The sequence below is a fragment of the Streptomyces sp. NBC_01235 genome, from assembly GCF_035989285.1.
GTDB lineage: Bacteria > Actinomycetota > Actinomycetes > Streptomycetales > Streptomycetaceae > Streptomyces.
On sequence record NZ_CP108513.1, the window covers coordinates 4,297,606 to 4,315,458 of the forward strand.

Sequence of the window (17,853 nt, forward strand, 5' to 3'; positions counted from 1 at the left end):
ACGTATGACGAGATGCGTGACCGGAGGACGACGAGATGACGGTGACCCTGGCGGACGTGGCGGCCCGCGCGCAGGTCTCGCCCGCGACGGTGTCGCGCGTGCTGAACGGGAACTACCCCGTCGCCGCTTCCACCCGGGAGCGGGTGCTGCGGGCGGTCGACGAGCTGGACTACGTGCTGAACGGGCCGGCGAGCGCGCTGGCGGCGGCGACTTCCGACCTGGTGGGAATCCTCGTCAACGACATCGCCGACCCCTTCTTCGGGATCATGGCGAGTGCGATCCAGGGGGAGATCGGGGGGCCGGGCGGCCGGGCCGGGGGCGAGCGGCTGGCGGTGGTCTGCAACACCGGGGGCTCGCCGGAGCGTGAGCTGACCTATCTGACCCTCCTTCAGCGGCAGCGGGCCGCGGCCGTGGTGCTGACCGGCGGGGCCATGGAGAACGAGCCGCACGCGGCGGCGGTTGCGGCGAAGCTGCGCAGACTGGGCGAGGCGGGGACGCGGATCGTGCTGTGCGGCCGGCCGCCGGCGCCGGAGACCTCGGCGATCGCACTGACCTTCGACAACCGCGGGGGCGGGCGGGAGCTGACCGAGCACCTCATCAGGCTCGGGCACCGGCGGCTCGGCTACATCGCGGGCCCGGAGGAGCGGACGACGACCCGGCACCGGCTGGAGGGCCACCGGGCGGCGCTGGCCGCGGCCGGCATCGAGGAGGACCCGCGCTGGACCGTGCACGGACGCTACGACCGACGGGCGGGCTACGAGGCGACGCTGGAACTGCTGCGCCGGGACCCGTCCCTGACGGCGGTCGTCGCCGCCAACGACTCCGTCGCGCTGGGCGCGTGCGCGGCGCTGCGCGAGTCGGGGATGCGGATCCCGGACGACGTCTCGGTCGCCGGCTTCGACGACCTCCCCTTCAGCATCGACGCGGTGCCCTCCCTCACGACGGTGCGACTGCCGCTGGCCGAGGCGGGGGCCCGGGCCGGACGCATCGCCACGGGACGCGAGGAGCCGCCGCCCGGCGGGATCGCCACGGTGCGGGGGGAGTTGATGGTGCGGGGGTCCACGGGGGTGCCTCGGGCTTGATACTGCCTCCGGCTCACGAGCGGGCCGAACTCGTCGAGGTCGTGCGGATCGGCGACCCCGTCGGGCATCTCACGTCGCGGGGCCTGAGCGGCGACGTCGTCGAGGTCTGGGCCGGGGAGGAGGTGCGGGAGGCCCTGGCCCTGGTCGCCGGGCTGCCGGACAGTCCGAAGTACCGCTGCTTCCTCCCCGGTTGGGGCATTCGCGCCTACGAGGAACGCGATCCCGATCCGCTCTTCGAGATCGCGTTCTGCTTCCGGTGCAACGGAGCCCGCATCTGGGGGCACGACATTCCGGAGCAACTGCGGAACCAGGACTTCGACGCGGAGAGCCCGGCCGGGCGGGAGCTGCTGCGCCGGTTCCGGGCCTGCGTGGCGAGCTGACGTTCCCCAGCCACGATCAGCGATCCCCCGGCTCCGCTGGACCCGCACCCCTCACACGGGTGACAGTGGACACCATGAAGCTCGCCTTCTCCACCCTCGGTGTTCCCGGTCTGCCCCTTTCCGAGGTGCTGCGGCTCGCTGTCGCGCACGGCTATCACGGCGTGGAGTTGCGCGCCCACCCGGAGGAACCGGTCCACCCGGGGCTCCCTCCGGCCGAGCGGGAGGATGTGGCCGTCGCGTTCAAGGCGGCCGGAGTGGAGGTGCTGGGGCTCGCGGGGTACGCGCGGGTCGCAGCGCCGGGGGACGACGAGCCGGTGATCGAGGAGATCCGGGCGCTCGTCGAGCTCGCCGCCGCACTCGGCGCGCCCTTCGTCCGCGTCTTTCCCGGTGGCTCCGACGACCAGTCCCCCGCCGAGGCCGACGCCGTCGCCGCCCGGCGGCTCGGCACCGCCGCCGAGTACGCCGCCGACCTCGGCGTACGCATCCTGCTGGAGACCCACGACTCCCACCGCACCGGAGCGGACGCGATGCGCGTGCTCGGCCTGGTCGGGCATCGGCAGGTCGGTGCGCTGTGGGACGTCATGCACACCTGGCTGGGCGGCGAGCAGCCGCTGGAGACGTACGCGGCGCTCTCGCCGTATCTCGGATACGTGCAGGTCAAGGACATCGCCTCGGCCGAGGACACCACCCCGCTGGCGCTCGGCGCCGGGGTGCTGCCGCTCGCCGAGTGCGTGGAGGTGCTGACGCGGCACGGCTGGGACGGGTGGCTGTGCTGGGAGTACGAGAAGCGGTGGTACGAGGCCGCCGAGCCGCTGGAGGGGCTGCTGGGCGGCGGGCGCAAGCATCTCGGAAGGCTGCTCAACGACTCCGCGTGAGCCCGCCGGCCCCCGCGTCATGACCTACCGCACCCTGAACTTCGCCTCCCCGTCCGTGCACCACTCCAGCACCGACGGCCAGGGACCGTAGCCCGCGTCCAGGTCGAGGTGGGCGGCGCCGGGGAGGAGTTCGGCGGGGAGGCCCAGGGGATCGCCGTAGGCGCTCCGGGCGCCTTCCGGGCAGTACGGGTCGTCGTCGCCGGCGACCAGCCGGGTGGGGGTGGGGAGTGCGAGCCCGGTGAGCGGCGGGGGTGCGAACTCCGCGACCTCGGGGTAGCGGGCGAGCACCGAGCCCGACGGCGGAGCCACCAGCAGGACGCGGTCCACCTCGCCGACCCCTGGTGTCTCCCGCGCGACGGCGTGCAGCCAGAGCGGGACGGAGAGGCTGTGGGCGACGACCACCCGCTCGTCGGCGTCGGCCGACTCTCCGAGATGCCGCTCCAGTTCGCTCAGCCACGCCTCCAGGGCGGGGTCGTCCGGGTCGGGCAGCTGCGGGTAGGTGACGTCCTGGCCGAGCTCGGTGAGGCGGTCGGCGAGCCAGTGCTGCCAGTGGTCCTTGGGGCGGCGGTTCTGCCAGCCGTGGAGGATGAGGAAGGAGCGGGTGGTCATGGCATCGGATCTCTCGGTGCTTTGCGTGCTTTCGGTCAGGTGATGGAGGCGCTCCGGTGCGCCACGAACCGCGCCACCCGTTCCTCCAGCCGTGCCCGGCGCTCCGGCCATTCGTCCGCCGTGATCGAGAAGATCGCGGAGTCGCGGAGGCGGCCGTCCTCGCCCGGGGCCCAGGAGCGGGACCAGTTGCGCAGGACGCCTTCGAAGCGGGCGCCGACGCTCTCCATGGCGGCGCGGGAGCGGGCGTTGCGGGCGTCGGTCTTGAGGTCGACGCGGGAGACGTCCCACGTTTCGAAGGCGTGCTGGAAGAGCAGCAGCTTGGCCTCCGCGTTCACGCCCGTGCCCTGGGCGGATGCGGCCAGCCAGGTGAAGCCGACCTCGATGGCGTCCAGGCGGTCGTCCGTCAGCCAGTGGCGCGGCTCCCAGTAGGCCGTGGCGCCGACCGCCCGGCCCGAGGCGAGGGAGATCTGCGCGTAGGGCGCGAGCCGGCCGGTCGCGGCGCGGGCGAGCTGGGCGTCGACGTAGTCGCCGACCTCGTCGGCCCGTGGCACCCACGTGAACGCGTACGTCCCCCGGTTCTCCTCCGCCGCCACCGCCAGCTCGGCCGCATGTCGCCGCTCCAGCGGCTCCAGGCGCACCAGCGCGCCCTCGAGAACCGGAGCCCGCAGTGTGAATGTCACCCGATCAAGTCCTTCCTCAACTCCGCGAACGCCTCGTGGAAACCGGGGAAAGTCTTGCGGACACAGCCGGGGTCGTCGAACGAGATTCCGGGGACGCGCAGGCCGGTCACGGCGAAGGACATGACGATGCGGTGGTCGCCGTAGGTCTTGATGCCGGCGCCCGCGGGAGCGCTGTCCGTGCCAGGGCGGATCTCGATCCAGTCGTCCCCGGTGGCCACCTCCACGCCCAGCCGCCGGAGGTTCTGCGCGCAGGCGTCCAGGCGGTCGCACTCCTTCACGCGCGTGTTCGCCACGTCCTCGATGCGTACCGGGCCGGAGGCGAAGGGGGCGATCGCGGCAAGGGTCGGCATGGTGTCGGAGATGTCCCGCATGTCGACGGTGACGCCGTGGAGTTCGCCGGTCCCGGACACGGTGGTGCGGTCGGCGCCGACGTCCACCCGGGCGCCCATCCGCCGCAGTACGTCCACGAAGCCCAGGTCGCCCTGGAGCGCTCCCGCGCCGAGGCCCGGCACGGTCACCTCGCCGCCGGTCACCGCGGCCGCCGCGAAGAAGTAGCTCGCGGTGGAGGCGTCCGGCTCGATCGCGTACGTGGTGGCCCGGTAGCCGCCCGGCGGGACGACGTACGTGTTCCCCTCGCGGCCCACCTCCACCCCGAACTCCCGCATCATCGCGATCGTGATCTCGACGTACGGCACCGAGACCAGGTCCGTGACGGTGATGCGCAGGCCGGTGCGGGTGAGCGGGCCGAGCAGCAGGAGGGCGGTCAGGTACTGGGAGGACTGGCCGGCGTCCAGCACCACCTCCCCGCCCTCGACACCGGCCGCCCGCACGGTCAGCGGGTGGTGGCCCTCCGCCGCCTCGTGCCGCAGGTCCACGCCCAGGTCGCGCAGGGCGCGGGTGAGCGGAAGGAGGGGGCGGCGGCGCATCTGGGGGGAGGCGTCGAAGCGGTAGGTGCCGTGTCCCGCGGCGGCGAGGGTCGGCAGGAAGCGTGCCGTGGTCGCGCCGTCCCGGCAGTAGACGTCGGCCTCGGCGAGCGCCGGCCCCTGCGGGCGGCCGTCGACCTGCCAGGCGCCCGGTGTCCGTCCGACGCGGTAGCCGAGCCGCGACAGGCCCTCGGCGAACCCCTCGGTGTCGTCGGAACGGAGGGGGCGCTGGAGGGTGGTGACGCCGTCGGCGGCCGCGGCCAGGAACAGGGCGCGGGCGGTGATGGACTTGGAACCGGGGATGTCGACGAGGGCCATGCCCCTCATGATCCCGCGCCGGTCCGCCCAGGCGCCGGTACGTCCACGGGATGGACGAGGGTCGAGGTGGTTTCCTCCGGTTGAACGGCGGGGTGAATGGCGGGTTGGGCGGCGGGCCGGGAGGCGGGTTGAACGACGGGCTGGGCGGCCGGCTGAACAGCGGGTCGGACGGCGGCAGTGCGACGGGCAGGCCGGACAGCCGGGCGTGCGGGCGGGCGTGCGGCCGTCCTCGCCGGGGCGAGCGATGCCAGTGCCACCCCGCCCACCAGCAGGGCCGCCGCGCACCAGCGCAGGCCGCTCACCGACTCGCCGAGGAACAGGGCGGCCGACGTCATGCCGAAGACCGGGACCAGGAGGGAGAAGGGGGCCACCGTGGACGCCGGGTGGCGATGCAGCAGCCGGCCCCAGGCGCCGAAGCCGAAGACGGTGGTGACCCAGGCGACGTAGACGACCGTCCCGGCGCCCTGCCAGTCCAGCCCGCGCAGCGCGGCCAGGTCCCGGGACGGGCCCTCGGTGAGGAGGGAGAGGGCGAGCAGCGGCAGCACCGGGATCGTGCTCACCCACACCATGAAGTTCAGCGCGTCCGGCGGGGACGCCTTGCGGGTGAGGACGTTGGACGCGCCCCAGCAGGCCGCCGCCGCGATGACCAGCGCGAACGCGCCGAGCGGACCCGAGGCTCCCTCGTCGACGGCCGCCACCGCGATGCCGGCGAGGGCCACGGCCATGCCCAGTACCCGGACCCGGGTGGGTCGTTCGCCGAGTACGGCGAAGGCGATGACGGCGGTGAAGACCGACTGTATCTGCAGGACCAGCGACGACAGTCCGGCCGGCATGCCCGCGTCCATGCCGACGAACAGCAGCCCGAACTTCGCCACGCCCAGCACCAGGCCCACCGCCACGATCCACTTCCAGGCCACCTTCGGGCGCCCCACGAAGAACACCGCGGGAAACGCCGCCACCAGGAAGCGCAGGGCCGAGAAGAGCAGCGGCGGGAAGTGGCCGAGGCCGATCTCGACGACCGTGAAGTTCACGCCCCAGACGGCGGCGACGAGGACGGCCAGGGCGAGGTGCGCGGGTTTCATACGTCGAGGATCACGTCCGGCGACCGTGAAGCACCAGCGACGATTACTGCATGCTTGGATGAAGCAACGCTAATTCCCTGGGAGCTCTCCGTGCTCGATCTCCAGCGGCTGCGCGCCCTGCACGCCGTCTCCGTCCACGGCTCCGTCGGCGCCGCGGCCGTCGCCCTCGGCTACACCCCGTCGGCGGTCTCCCAGCAGATCGCCAAGCTGGAACGCGAGACCAGGACGGTCCTGCTGGAGCGGGAGGGGCGCGGCATCCGGCTCACCGACGAGGCACTCCAACTCGCCGCAACCGCCAAGGAGTTGCTGGCCATCGTCGAGCGCGCCGAGACCGACCTGGAGGAGCGGCGCGGGGTGCCGGCCGGTCGGCTGACCGTCGTGGCGTTCCCCTCGGCGGCCCGCGGCCTGCTGCCGTCCGTCCTCGCCGAACTGGCCCGCGAACACCCCGCCCTGGACGCCCGGCTCAGCGAGGTCGACCCGCACCTGTCGGTGGACCTGGTCGCCAAGGGCGCCGTGGACCTCGCCGTCGCGCACGACTGGGACATCGCCCCGCTGCCCGCCCCGGCGGGCGTGGAGCACGCCGTGATCGGGGACGACCTGTGCGACCTGCTGGTCCCCGAGGGCCACCCCTTCGCGGGGCGTACGGCGGTACGGCGGGAGGAGCTGGGCGGTGAGCGCTGGATCTGCCAGCCGCCCGGCCGGGTCTGCAACGACTGGCTGATGCGCACCCTGCGCGCGGCCGGGCACGAGCCGGACGTCGTCCACACCGCCGAGGAGAACCCCACCCTCGTCGCCCTGGTCGCCGCCGGCCTCGGCGTCGCCCTGATCCCCCGGCTCGGGCGCGGTCCGCTGCCGGCCGGGGTGGTGGAGGTGCCGCTCGACCCGATACCCGTACGACGGCTGTACGCGCTGTGGCGCACGGGCGCGGCACGGCGGCCGGCGATCGCGGAGACGGTGCGGGTGCTGCGCGGGCAGTGGCCGCGGGTGTCGGCCCACTGAAGCCCGACCGCGCACAGGATGACCGTCCCAGAAGTCCCCGCACGTTACACCCGTACCGACTTCCGGAAATCCGTACGTGGGCGGGAACCCTGCCCGAGGCCCGCTCGTCCAACTCGCAAGCTGTCGGATGAGTCACCTCGGTGCGGTGTCGGCCCTCGCTGCTGGCTGCGATCGCTGACCCACCCTCTCCGCCGCACCGCGGCCGGCAGCCGAGCCGTCATCGGCGCGCCCCCCTCCAATGCGCCGATGGCGGCGCCGCCGCAGGTAGCGTGCGCCACCGGACCCCCTCCGGCCTCCGGTAAGGAGCGCACATGCCCTCCAGACGCACCGTCCTCGCCGCCACCGCAGGCGTCACCGCCGCCCTCACCGTCGGCGCCGCGGCACCCGTGAACGACCGCGACCCGAGCACCCTGCTGTCCCGGATGACCCTGGAGGAGAAGGTCGGCCAGGTCTTCGTCTCGCGGGTGTACGGCCACTCGGCGACCGCGCCCGACCCGGCCGACGCCGACGCCAACCTCGCCGAACTCGGCGTGCGCACGGCCGCCGAGCTGCTCGCCCGCTACCGGCTCGGCGGGATCATCTACTTCACCTGGGCGCACAACACCCGCGCCCCACGGCAGCTCGCGGACCTCTCCAACGGCATCCAGCGGGCCTCCCTCCAGCAGCCGCGCGGTCTGCCGGTACTGATCTCCACCGACCAGGAGCACGGTGCCGTCTGCCGGGTGGGCAGGCCCGCCGCCCTCTTCCCGGGCGCCATGGCGATCGGCGCAGGAGAAAGAGGGCGCGAAGCGCTTCGTCAGAAGGGTGGTGGGAGACGGGCGGGCGGTTCACGGGCCGACGCCCGCATGCTCGGGCGTCTCGCGGGCGGCGAGCTGCGGGCGATGGGCATCCGGCAGAACTACTCCCCCGTCGCCGACGTCAACGTCGACCCGGCCAACCCGGTCATCGGCGTGCGCTCCTTCGGCGCCGACCCGGACGCGGTGGCCGCCCTGGTCGCGGCGGAGATCGAGGGCTACCGGGCGGCGGGCGTGGCGGCGACCGCCAAGCACTTCCCCGGGCACGGCGACACGGCCGTCGACAGCCACACCGGCTTCCCCGTCATCACCCACACGCGCGAGGTGTGGGAGACCCTGGACGCGGTGCCGTTCCGGGCGGCGATCGCGGCCGGCGTCGACTCCCTCATGACCGCGCACATCCTGGTCCCCTCCCTCGACGCCTCCGGCGACCCCGCCACCCTCTCCCGTACCGTCGTCACCGGCATCCTGCGCGAGGAGCTCGGCTACGACGGGGTCGTGGTCACCGACGCGCTCGACATGGCGGGCGTGCGCACGAAGTACGGCGACGACCGGGTGCCGGTGCTCGCGCTCAGGGCCGGCGTCGACCAGCTCCTCAACCCGCCCAAGCTGGACGTGGCCTTCCACGCCGTCCTGAAGGCCGTCCAGGACGGGGAACTCACCGAGAAGCGGCTCGACGAGTCGGTGCTGCGGATCCTGCGGCTGAAGGCGAGGCTGGGACTGTTCGACGAGCCGTACGTCAGCCCGGCCGAGGTCGGGCGGACGGTCGGCGCGCCGGCGCACCTCGCGGCGGCCGACCGGATCGCCGAGCGGACGACGACGCTGCTGGTCGACGAGGGCCCGGTGCTGCCCCTCTCCCCCCGCACCCACCCCCGCGTCCTGGTCGCCGGCGCCGACCCGGCCTCCCCCACCGGCACCACGGGCCCGCCCACCGCCGTCCTCGCCGCCGCCCTCACCGCGCTGGGCTTTTGGGCGACGGCCCTGTCCACGGGCACCGACCCGACGCCCGAGACGATCACGCGGGCGGTGACGGCGGCGGGCGCGGCCGACGCCGTGGTGGTGGCGACGTACAACGTCACGGCGGACGGCGCGCAGCGCACGCTGGTGGAGCAGCTGGTGACGACCGGGCGTCCGGTGGTCGGGCTGGCGATCCGCAACCCGTACGACGTGGCCCAACTCCCCTCCGTGAAGGCTTACTTGGCGGCCTACTCCTGGACCGACGTCGAACTGCGGGCCGCCGCCCGGGTGATCGCCGGGGCGGTCGCGCCGCGCGGGAAGCTGCCGGTGCCCGTGCGGCGGGCGGACGATCCGACGCAGGTGCTGTACCCGATCGGGCACGGCCTGACGTACTGGGCTTGACGTACTGGGCTTGACGTACTGGGCCTGACGTACTGGACGTACGCCGACCGGCGAGCGCGCGCCCCGCACCATGCGCAAAGCACTCCAGGCGGCCGGCGTGCGCCCGGCGTCGCGGGTCACGCTGGTCGGGCCCTGTTCGTCGGGCGGGTGGGGGATGCCGATGCGCGGGAGCCGTTCCGTGGGGGTGACGTGCTGGGCACTCACCGCCGCCCTGATCTTGACGGGGTGTCAGCTCCTGTCTTCGGACGACGCGGCCGTGGACAGCACGCCGACGGCGGCGCGGACGCCCTCCTCCCTGGCCCCCGTCTCCGGCTTCGGCACGCTCTTCCTCGCCGTCGGCGAGTGCAGTTCCTTCGGCACGACCGCATTCACCGAGGTGCCGTGCGCCGGCGAACGGGCGGCGGCCAAGGTCGTCGCCCGGCACGACGGCAAGGTCGGCGAGGGCCCGCTCTGCCCGCCGACCACCGACTTCGTCCTGCACATCGGCGAACAACCGGCGGAGAACGGCACCGGCTCCAACCCGCGGGGCTACGCCTGCATGCGCAACCTCCAGCCGCCCCACCCCGGCGACCCGGGCGCCGGCGGCGGCCCCCGCACGATCGTCGGCGACTGCATCTACGGCGCGGGCCGCGGCCAGGTCCGCGAGACGGCGTGCGACGGCTCGGGGACCAGGAAACCGCAGTACAAGGTGACGAGGGCCGTGGACACCCAGGCACAGTGCCCGGCATCCACGGCCCTCTACGTCCAGCTCGGCGGCGCCCCGGATCCGGTGGGGTGCGCGCGGCCGGTATGACGTGGCTCGCTGTCTCCCGCGACGGCCGCACCTCGCCACCGCCGACGACGACCGGACCGGACAGTGCGACTGAGGGACGCGGACACCCTCCCCGAACCCGGCGAAGCAATCGAACAGCTCTGCCGCACCGTCGACCGCGACCTCACCCCTGAGGAACGCGCCGCCCATCTCCCGGACGAGTCGGGGGACCCCTGTGCCCCACCCACTGACGGCGGGCCCCCGAACCGCCGTCGGCGAGAGGCAATGAACGCTACGGACGCAGCGCGGGCTCCCGTTCCACGTCCCGCACGTCCAGCCCGGCGTCGAACTTCGCCAGCGGCTTCGCCTGGGCGACAGCCGACGGCGAGACGCCCGCCCAGGCCAGGATCCGGGCCGTCGCCAGGGTCTTCTGGTCCGCGACCAGGCCCGCGACGTTCGCGCCGTGGTTCAGGCCGGGGGCCGTGAAGACGTACGAGTCACGCGCGCCGGCGCCGAGGCGGAACCGCTCCGCGCCCCACGGGTCGTTCTGGCCGTAGACGAAGAGCATGTGGTGGGCGTTGTGCTTGACCCATGTGTCGACGTCACGCATCGCCCATGGCTGGAACCTCATCGGGATCGAGCGCGGCACGAAGTTGCGCGGGGGCTGGTAGCCGTAGCGGATGTACTGCTTCTCGATGGACGGGAAGTGGATGGTGGGGGCGCCCAGTTGGGTGCCCGCCTGGTAGTAGTACGGGGTGTAGGTCTCCAGGCCCTGGTCCGCGTAGGCCGAGAAACCGGAGATCGTGTCGACCGACGTCCAGATCTCGTCGTCGGTGGCGGCCGCCGCGTTCGCCGGGACGGTGTCGCAGTCGGACAGCAGGCTGTACTGCCAGAAGCCCCAGACGTAGTCCAGGACGACCGCCTCGTAGGCGCGGTCCAGGCCGCCGATGGTGGTGAACGTGTAGCCGTTCTCCGCCGCGTACGCCTCGTACTTCTTCTCCAGCGGCTCCCGGCGCACCAGCGCCTCGCGCTGCACCGCGTTCAGACGGTCCCGGCACTCCTTGGTGCCGACGCCGGCGAAGAAGCGGTCGTAGGCGGAGTCCTCGTCGTTGACGACGTCGTTCGGGGCCACGTACGCCACCACGCCGTCCATGTCCTTCGGGTAGAAGCGCTCGTAGTACGTCGCCGTCATGCCGCCCTTGGAGCCGCCCGTGGAGATCCAGTTCTTGCTGTAGATCTTCTTCAGCGCCTTGAAGACGCGGTGCTGGTCGCTCGCCGCCTGCCAGATGTCCAGCTTGGACCAGTCGGCCGGGTCGGGGCGGGACGGCGTGAAGAAGCGGTACTCCATGGAGACCTGGTTGCCGTCGACGATCTGGGTCGGCTCGCGGCGGCCGGGGGTGGTGGAGACGTTGTAGCCGCCGGTGTAGAAGACCGTGGGGCGGCCGACGTCCTTGTGCAGCACCGTGATCCGCTGCTGGAAGGTGCCCTTGGACGGGTGCCGGTGGTCGACCGGCTGGGTGTAGTTCAGGACGAAGTAGCGGTAGCCGGGGTACGGCTTCTCCTGGATCAGGCTCATGCCCGGGATCGCGAGAAGCCGGTCCTTGATGTCCGTGGCGGCGGTGGTACCGGTGGCTTCCGGCGGTGGGGGTCCCCCCGCGCGAGCTGAGCCGAGCGTGGGGGAGGCTGTTGCCGCCCCCGCCGTGGCCGCCGTGGCTGTCGTGCTCAATGTGCCCATGAGCACGGTGAGCGCCAGCAGCCATCTGAGCGCCTTGCGCATGCGCGTGCACCCTCCCTGTGAGACAGATGTGCGTCGCCGGAAGCTACCGGAGCAACACCCGTCACACCAGAGGGGGTTGGTGCCGTGTCGGTCGGTTCAGCAGAGGATCCAGCCCGAGCTGTAGGAGCCGCCGGCCACCGAGCCCCTCACCCACACGCACCGGTGTCCCGCGTAGACCTTCACCACCGGGGAACTGCGGGTGTGCTGCCGCGCCTTCCGTACGGCGACATGGCCGCGCGCCTGCACGCTCACCGAGACCAGCCGCTTGGTGCCGGGCGTCTTCTGGACGGTGTAGGCGCAGACCAGGCCGCCGTCCTTGTACACCAGCACGGAGCCGGTGGAGAAGGTCAGGGTGCGCACCTTCCGGCCCGTGCAGGAGGCGGCGGAGGCGGACGCGGCCTGTGCGCTGCCCGGTGCCGCGACGGCGAGCAGCGCGGACACGATCAGCACGACCAGTCCCCCCACCAGCCGCCGGACCGTCGCACTCCTCGCGCCCCCGACGCCACCCCTCCCACCCATGTCCCCCACGCCCCCGACGCCCCCTGTGCCCACGGTCCCCGTCCCCTCCCACGTTCGCCGTACGCGATGGCAGTACCCGCGGTGGCGGTACCCGCGATTGCCATACTCACGTTTGCCGTACTGATGTACGGACGCACGACGCGTGTCGGATGGTTGCACGACCGTCACCAGGACGCGCCCACCGCTTCCTCGTGCGTACCGGCCGGCCGGCGTGACCGCCGACAGGCCGGGCAAGCACCACGGGCGGCCGGTCAGACCACCGCAGGCGCGTCCTCTCCCACGAACGTGCGCCACAAGGTGGCGTACCGTCCGCCGAGACGGAGCAGTTCGTCGTGGGTGCCGTCCTCCACGACCCTGCCGTGGTCCACCACCACGACGCGGTCCGCGCGGGCGGCGGTGGTCAGGCGGTGGGCCACCACCAGGGTCGTGCGGCGGCCCGCCAGGCGGTCCGTGGCCTGGTTGACCTGGGCTTCCGTCGCCAGGTCGAGGGCGGCCGTCGCCTCGTCCAGGAGCAGCACGTCCGGGTCGACGAGTTCCGCGCGGGCCAGGGCGATCAGCTGGCGCTGGCCGGCGGAGAGGTTGCGGCCGCGTTCGGCGACCTCGTGGAGGTAGCCGCCGTCGAGGGTGGCGATCATCTCGTGGGCGCCGACCGCCCTGGCCGCCGCCTCCACCTCGGCATCGGTGGCGTCGGGCCGGCCGTAGGCGATGGCGTCGCGGACGGTGCCGGGGAAGAGGTAGGCCTCCTGCGGGACGACGCCGAGACGGTGACGGTACGAGGTGAGGTCCAGGGAGCGCAGGTCCGTGCCGTCGACCGTGACCCGGCCGCCGGTGGGGTCGTAGAAGCGGGCCACCAGCTTGACGAGGGTCGACTTGCCGGCGCCGGTCTCGCCGACGAACGCGACCGTCTGGCCCGCGGGGATGGTCAACTCGATGCCCGTCAGGGCCTCTTCGGGTTCGCCGGTGGAGCCGTACTTGAAGTGCACGTCCTCGAAGGCGATCTCGCCGCGCAGGGAGAGGACCTCGAGCGGTTCGTCGGCGGACTTCGTGGACGTCGGTTCCTGGAGCAGTTCCTGGATGCGGCCCAGGGAGACGGTCGCCTGCTGGTAGCCGTCGAAGACCTGGGAGAGCTGCTGGACGGGGGCGAAGAACAGGTCGATGTACAACAGATACGCCACCAGGGCGCCTGTCGTCAGCGTCGCCGCGTCGACCCGGCCCGCGCCCGCGATCAGGACCGCCGCCGCCGCGACCGACGACAGCAGCTGCACGAACGGGAAGTAGATCGAGATCAGCCACTGGCCCCGGACACGGGCCCTGCGGTAGCTGTCGCTGCGCTCCGCGAACCGCGCCCCGCCGTCCCGCTCGCGCCGGAAGGCCTGCACGATCATGAGCCCGGACACCGACTCCTGGAGGTCGGCGTTGACCGTCGACACGCGCTCGCGGGCGAGTTCGTACGCCTTCACGCTCGCCTTGCGGAAGAAGTAGGTGGCGATGATCAGCGGCGGGAGCGTCGCGAAGACGACCAGCGCGAGCTGTACGTCGATCACCAGCAGGGCGACCATGATGCCGAAGAAGGTGACGACCGAGACGAAGGCCGTGACCAGGCCGGTCTGCAGGAACGTGGAGAGGGCGTCGACGTCCGTCGTCATCCTCGTCATGATCCGGCCGGTCAGCTCCCGCTCGTAGTAGTCGAGTCCGAGACGCTGGAGCTGGGCGAAGATCTTCAGGCGGAGGGTGTAGAGGACGCGTTCGCCGGTGCGGCCGGTCATCCGGATCTCGCCGGTCTGCGCGACCCACTGCACCAGCACGGCGAGCAGCGCGAGGAGCGAGGCGGCCCAGACGGCGCCGAGCGCCGCCCGGGTCACGCCCTGGTCGATGCCGTGCCGGATCATCACCGGCAGCAGCAGGCTCGTACCGGCGTCGACGGCGACCAGGCCGAGGCTGACGAGGAGGGGCGCGCCGAAGCCGCGCAGCAGCCTGCGCAGGCCGTACGACTCCTCCGGCTGGACCGCCCGCCCCTCGTCGATGCCGGGCGTGTCGTCGGCCGGGGGCAGCGCCTGAACCTGGGCGAGGAGTTCGGGGGTGGCGGGCATCCCGGACAGGGCGGTGTCCTTCGGCTCGCGGTCGCCGGTCCACAGGCGGGGGGTCACACCGCGCTCGGCGTCGAACTCGGCGTCCAGCTCGTCGCGGACGGAGGTGTCCTCGCCCGGGGCGACCGGCTGGGCGTGGCCGGGCGAGACGCCGCCGAGCTCGTCCGGGTCGGTGAGCAGACGGCGGTAGAGCGGGGAGCGTTCCTGGAGCTCCTCGTGGGTGCCGAGGTCGGCGAGGCGTCCGGCGTCGAGGACGGCGATGCGGTCGGCGAGGTTGAGGGTGGAGCGGCGGTGGGCGATGAGGAGGGTCGTGCGGCCCTGCATGACGTGCTTCAGCGCCTCGTGGATCTCGTGCTCGACGGCCGCGTCCACGGCGGAGGTCGCGTCGTCGAGGACCAGCAGGCGCGGGTCGGTGAGGATCGCGCGGGCGAGGGCGACGCGCTGGCGCTGGCCGCCGGAGAGAGTGAGGCCGTGCTCGCCGACCGTCGTGTCGTAGCCGTCGGGCAGCTCGGCGATGAACCGGTCGGCCTGGGCGGCGCGGGCGGCGGCCTCGATCTCGTCCTGGGTGGCGTCGGGGCGGCCGTAGGCGATGTTGGCGCGGACCGTGTCGGAGAAGAGGAAGGAGTCCTCGGGGACCAGGCCGATCGCGGCCCGCAGCGAGTCGAGGGTGAGCTCGCGGACGTCGTGGCCGCCGATGAGGACGGCGCCCCGGGTGACGTCGTAGAAGCGGGGCAGGAGCAGGGAGACCGTCGATTTCCCGGAGCCCGAGGAGCCGACGACCGCGAGGGTCTCGCCGGGGCGGATCTCGAAGGTGAGGCCGTCGAGGACCGGGCGGTCGGCGTCGTAGCCGAAGGAGACGTCGTCGAACTCGACGGTGGCGGGGGCGTCGGCGGGGAGTTCCTTGGTGCCGTCCGTCATCGACGGCTCGGTGTCGATCAGCTCCAGGACGCGTTCGGTGCCCGCGCGGGCCTGCTGGCCGACCGTGAGGACCACCGCGAGCATCCGGACCGGGCCGACGAGCTGGGCGAGGTAGGTGGAGAAGGCGACGAAGGTGCCGAGCGTGATGTGCCCGCGCACGGCCAGCCAGCCGCCGAGGGCGAGCATGGCGACCTGGCCGAGGGCGGGAACGGCCTGGAGGGCGGGGGTGTAGGCGCTGTTCAGCCGGATGGTGCGCAGACGGCCCGCGAAGAGCCGGCGGCCGACCTCACGCAGTTTGCCCGTCTCCTGGTCCTCCTGCCCGAAGCCCTTCACCACGCGGACGCCGCTGACGGCGCCGTCGACCACGCCCGCGACCGCCGCCGCCTGGGCCTGGGCGTACCAGGTGGCCGGGTGCAGCTTCGTACGGCTGCGCTTGGCGATGTACGCGAGGGCGGGCGCCACGGCGAGGGCGACCAGGGTGAGCGGGAGCGACAGCCACGCCATGATCACCAGGGAGATCAGGAAGAGGAGGAGGTTCCCGATCGTCATCGGGAGCATGAAGAGCAGGCCCTGGATGAGCTGGAGGTCGCTGGTGGCGCGGCCCACGACCTGCCCGGTGGACAACTCGTCCTGGCGGCGGCCGTCGAGCCGGGTGATCGTCTCGAACATCTCGGTCCGCAGGTCGTGCTGGACGTCGAGGGCGAGGCGGCCGCCGTAGTAGCGGCGCACGTAGGTGAGCGCGTAGACGAGGAGCGCGGCGCCGAGGAGGGCGCCCGCCCAGGGGGCCATGTCACGGCTGTGGTCACCGATGACGTCGTCGATGATCACCTTGGTGGCCAGCGGGACCAGGGCCATGACGGCCATGCCGGCGAGGGAGGAGCCGAGTGCGAGGACGACGTCCGTCGGGTGGCGCCATGCGTAGCCTGCCAGGCGGTGTACCCAGCCTCGCGGTGTCTCCCCCTGCTGCGCTGCCACGCGGGTGCCTTCCTTCGGACGACCTGATCTTCCGGAAGGCACCAACGCGCAACGGAGCGGATTTCATCCCGCCGCAACAAAACGGCGGCGGCGGTCAGACACGTACCCGGAGGTAATACAAGCGGGTCGTCTGTGCCGCGTTCTGGTTGTCGTCGCTGACCAGGAGGACCTTGAGGCGGTTCTTGTCGCGGCCCGTGATCGCCATGCCCTCGATGTTGTCCAGGAGGGGGTTCGGCTGGGGCTGCTTGGCGGTCGCTCCCATTGAATCCTCCCCTCCCCGAAGGGAGGGGATTCCTGGCTCAGGCAGCCTCCTGGAGCAGCGCTCCAGGAGGTCTTCCGCCATCGGCACCAGCCGGGTTGAGACCAGCCCGGACGAGCATCACGCGTGCGGAGTTCTTGTCCCGTGGAGACACGGCTCCGCACACGGCGCAGGTGTATGTGCGCTCACCCAGCGGCAAGCGATGCTTGGCTCTCGCATCGCAGTGCGCGCAGTCCATCGTGGTGTGCGCGGGGTGTACGAGGCGGATGTCCCGCCCGTGCTTGCGTCCCATCTCGATCAGAGCGGCCTTGGTAGCGCCGATGGCGGCGTCAGCGGCCTTGCGGGCCATGGTGCTCTTGGCCAGGAACTTTGGACGAAAGTCCTCGACAGCGACGGCATCGTGGTCGCGGACCACCTTCTTGGCCCACTTACGGCCGGTGTCCTCACGCTGCCTGGCGACCTTCTTGTACGCCTTCGCCCGCAGTTTCTTCGCCTCGCGGTAGCTCTTCGATGCCGGTTGTCCCTTCTTCGGCCTGCGGCGGGCCATCATCCGGTCGTACCGGGCCAGCTTCGCCCGGGCCTTCCTGCCGTGCCCAGCGTGCGGCAGGTCGTGCGTGTCGGATGTGGTGGTCGCGGTCTCCTTCACGCCCCAGTCGATACCGAGTACGCGACCGGTCTGCGGCAGCCGCTGCACCTCGGCAGGGACAACGAACGAGCAGTACCAGTGCCCCAGGCTGTCCTGGCACAGGCGCACCGAGGACGGCTCAGCCGGCAGTTCCCGCGACCACACCACCGTCACCACGATGCCCCCGGCCAGGTGCAGCCGGCCGTCCTTCAATCGGAACCCGCGCTTCGTGTAGTTGAGGGTCGGCAGTGCCTCGCGCTTGGATTTCCACTTCGGCATCCCAGCCCGGCGCGCCATGGGCAGGCGTTCGCGGATGTCCTTGTGCGCCTTGGCACGTGAGCGGCCGAAGTCGCGGATGACCTGCTGCTGGGGAACCGACGAGCCCTCACGCAGCCACGGCGTACGCGCGCGGGCTTCGGTCAGCATCCTGTCGAGCAGCGCCGGGCCACACGTGGCCTTCCGGCCGGTCGACTTGTTGAGCAGGTGTACGGCCCTGGACTTGGCGACACATTCGTTCCACACCCAGCGGCACCGGTCCCACTCCGCCGCCAGGGCGGTGCGAGCAGTGGACGACACGCGCAGCCGGTAGGTGTACCGGGCGTGCCCGCCCTCCGCAGCCGCCCCCACCTGCGCCATTTCGCCCCCTCACGGCCCCGGCCGGGACACTGTGTCGTCCCGAACCCTCCGAAGGACCGTATGTACGACAGCAGCACAAACGCACCCCAATCCCACGGCCACCACCCCGACCAGCGATCACAGGCACACACGTTCGCATCACCTCGGCGATGACGACCGCGGTACGGGCGCTCCGCGCCCTGAACCGGATGCGGCGACGCTCCGT

14 protein-coding genes and 1 pseudogene are annotated in these 17,853 nt (G+C 72.4%); 6 read left to right on the top strand and 9 right to left on the bottom strand.

Annotation, left to right across the window (positions count from 1 at the left end):
* The first annotated feature begins 35 nt into the window (after positions 1-35).
* The 3 genes from OG289_RS18905 (at position 36) to OG289_RS18915 (ending at position 2,337) form a co-directional block, all read left to right on the top strand.
* Positions 36-1,082, top strand: a complete 1,047-nt coding sequence (locus OG289_RS18905) for a LacI family DNA-binding transcriptional regulator (protein WP_327315203.1) — start codon at positions 36-38, stop codon at positions 1,080-1,082.
* The gene (locus OG289_RS18910) at positions 1,079-1,462 is read left to right on the top strand and encodes a hypothetical protein (protein WP_327315204.1); all 384 of its coding nucleotides are present in this window, start codon (positions 1,079-1,081) and stop codon (positions 1,460-1,462) included. The genes OG289_RS18905 and OG289_RS18910 overlap by 4 nt, the downstream gene beginning before the upstream one ends.
* 74 nt (positions 1,463-1,536) lie before the next feature.
* On the top strand, positions 1,537-2,337 hold the full coding sequence (locus tag OG289_RS18915; RefSeq protein ID WP_327315205.1) for a sugar phosphate isomerase/epimerase family protein: 801 nt from the start codon (positions 1,537-1,539) through the stop codon (positions 2,335-2,337).
* Positions 2,338-2,361: 24 nt separating this feature from the next.
* On the opposite strand, the gene OG289_RS18920 is transcribed toward OG289_RS18915, so the two are convergent.
* From OG289_RS18920 to OG289_RS18935, 4 genes are read right to left on the bottom strand one after another with little or no spacing between them, the layout of a single operon-like run.
* A complete protein-coding gene (locus OG289_RS18920) occupies positions 2,362-2,946 on the bottom strand; it encodes an RBBP9/YdeN family alpha/beta hydrolase (protein ID WP_327315206.1) in 585 nt (194 codons plus the stop codon).
* A gap of 35 nt (positions 2,947-2,981) precedes the next feature.
* Positions 2,982-3,626 carry a GNAT family N-acetyltransferase gene (locus OG289_RS18925; protein ID WP_327315207.1) on the bottom strand — a complete coding sequence of 215 codons (645 nt, stop codon included), beginning with the start codon at positions 3,624-3,626 and terminating at the stop codon, positions 2,982-2,984.
* Positions 3,623-4,867: a 3-phosphoshikimate 1-carboxyvinyltransferase gene (gene aroA, locus OG289_RS18930; protein ID WP_327315208.1), complete on the bottom strand. Its 1,245-nt coding sequence runs from the start codon at positions 4,865-4,867 to the stop codon at positions 3,623-3,625. The genes OG289_RS18925 and aroA overlap by 4 nt, the downstream gene beginning before the upstream one ends.
* A gap of 5 nt (positions 4,868-4,872) precedes the next feature.
* Positions 4,873-5,949 (bottom strand): EamA family transporter, encoded by a 1,077-nt coding sequence (locus OG289_RS18935; protein WP_327315209.1) that lies wholly within the window; start codon positions 5,947-5,949, stop codon positions 4,873-4,875.
* A gap of 90 nt (positions 5,950-6,039) precedes the next feature.
* Between OG289_RS18935 and OG289_RS18940 the strand changes: the two genes are divergently transcribed.
* The 3 genes from OG289_RS18940 to OG289_RS18950 all read left to right on the top strand — a co-directional run bounded on the left by OG289_RS18940 (position 6,040) and on the right by OG289_RS18950 (position 9,894).
* Positions 6,040-6,948 (top strand): LysR family transcriptional regulator, encoded by a 909-nt coding sequence (locus OG289_RS18940; protein WP_327320727.1) that lies wholly within the window; start codon positions 6,040-6,042, stop codon positions 6,946-6,948.
* A gap of 311 nt (positions 6,949-7,259) precedes the next feature.
* A complete protein-coding gene (locus OG289_RS18945; RefSeq protein ID WP_327315210.1) occupies positions 7,260-9,101 on the top strand; it encodes a glycoside hydrolase family 3 protein in 1,842 nt (613 codons plus the stop codon).
* A gap of 160 nt (positions 9,102-9,261) precedes the next feature.
* Positions 9,262-9,894: a hypothetical protein gene (locus OG289_RS18950; protein WP_327315211.1), complete on the top strand. Its 633-nt coding sequence runs from the start codon at positions 9,262-9,264 to the stop codon at positions 9,892-9,894.
* Positions 9,895-10,144: 250 nt separating this feature from the next.
* Here the strand turns inward: OG289_RS18950 and OG289_RS18955 are convergent, their stop codons facing one another.
* From OG289_RS18955 to OG289_RS18975, 5 genes and pseudogenes are all read right to left on the bottom strand, one after another.
* The gene (locus OG289_RS18955) at positions 10,145-11,629 is read right to left on the bottom strand and encodes a S28 family serine protease (RefSeq protein WP_327315212.1); all 1,485 of its coding nucleotides are present in this window, start codon (positions 11,627-11,629) and stop codon (positions 10,145-10,147) included.
* A 96-nt stretch (positions 11,630-11,725) separates the two neighbouring features.
* Positions 11,726-12,148, bottom strand: coding sequence for a hypothetical protein (locus OG289_RS18960; protein ID WP_327315213.1), 423 nt, complete (start codon positions 12,146-12,148; stop codon positions 11,726-11,728).
* A gap of 251 nt (positions 12,149-12,399) precedes the next feature.
* Positions 12,400-16,128, bottom strand: a complete 3,729-nt coding sequence (locus tag OG289_RS18965; RefSeq protein WP_327315214.1) for an ABC transporter ATP-binding protein — start codon at positions 16,126-16,128, stop codon at positions 12,400-12,402.
* A 94-nt stretch (positions 16,129-16,222) separates the two neighbouring features.
* Positions 16,223-16,393: pseudogene (locus OG289_RS18970) on the bottom strand (esterase-like activity of phytase family protein); the annotation flags it as partial.
* A 34-nt stretch (positions 16,394-16,427) separates the two neighbouring features.
* Positions 16,428-17,648 carry an RNA-guided endonuclease InsQ/TnpB family protein gene (locus tag OG289_RS18975; protein WP_327315215.1) on the bottom strand — a complete coding sequence of 407 codons (1,221 nt, stop codon included), beginning with the start codon at positions 17,646-17,648 and terminating at the stop codon, positions 16,428-16,430.
* Between the last annotated feature and the right edge of the window lie 205 nt (positions 17,649-17,853).

Bases quoted from the DNA above. Each gene is read 5' to 3' on its own strand.
- OG289_RS18915 (WP_327315205.1), top strand. From the start codon at position 1,537: ATGAAGCTCGCCTTCTCCACCCTCGGTGTTCCCGGTCTGCCCCTTTCC.
- OG289_RS18955 (WP_327315212.1), bottom strand. From the start codon at position 11,629: ATGCGCAAGGCGCTCAGATGGCTGCTGGCGCTCACCGTGCTCATGGGC.
- OG289_RS18905 (WP_327315203.1), top strand. From the start codon at position 36: ATGACGGTGACCCTGGCGGACGTGGCGGCCCGCGCGCAGGTCTCGCCC.
- OG289_RS18950 (WP_327315211.1), top strand. From the start codon at position 9,262: ATGCGCGGGAGCCGTTCCGTGGGGGTGACGTGCTGGGCACTCACCGCC.
- OG289_RS18920 (WP_327315206.1), bottom strand. From the start codon at position 2,946: ATGACCACCCGCTCCTTCCTCATCCTCCACGGCTGGCAGAACCGCCGC.
- OG289_RS18935 (WP_327315209.1), bottom strand. From the start codon at position 5,949: ATGAAACCCGCGCACCTCGCCCTGGCCGTCCTCGTCGCCGCCGTCTGG.
- aroA (WP_327315208.1), bottom strand. From the start codon at position 4,867: ATGGCCCTCGTCGACATCCCCGGTTCCAAGTCCATCACCGCCCGCGCC.
- OG289_RS18945 (WP_327315210.1), top strand. From the start codon at position 7,260: ATGCCCTCCAGACGCACCGTCCTCGCCGCCACCGCAGGCGTCACCGCC.
- OG289_RS18960 (WP_327315213.1), bottom strand. From the start codon at position 12,148: ATGGGTGGGAGGGGTGGCGTCGGGGGCGCGAGGAGTGCGACGGTCCGG.
- OG289_RS18975 (WP_327315215.1), bottom strand. From the start codon at position 17,648: ATGGCGCAGGTGGGGGCGGCTGCGGAGGGCGGGCACGCCCGGTACACC.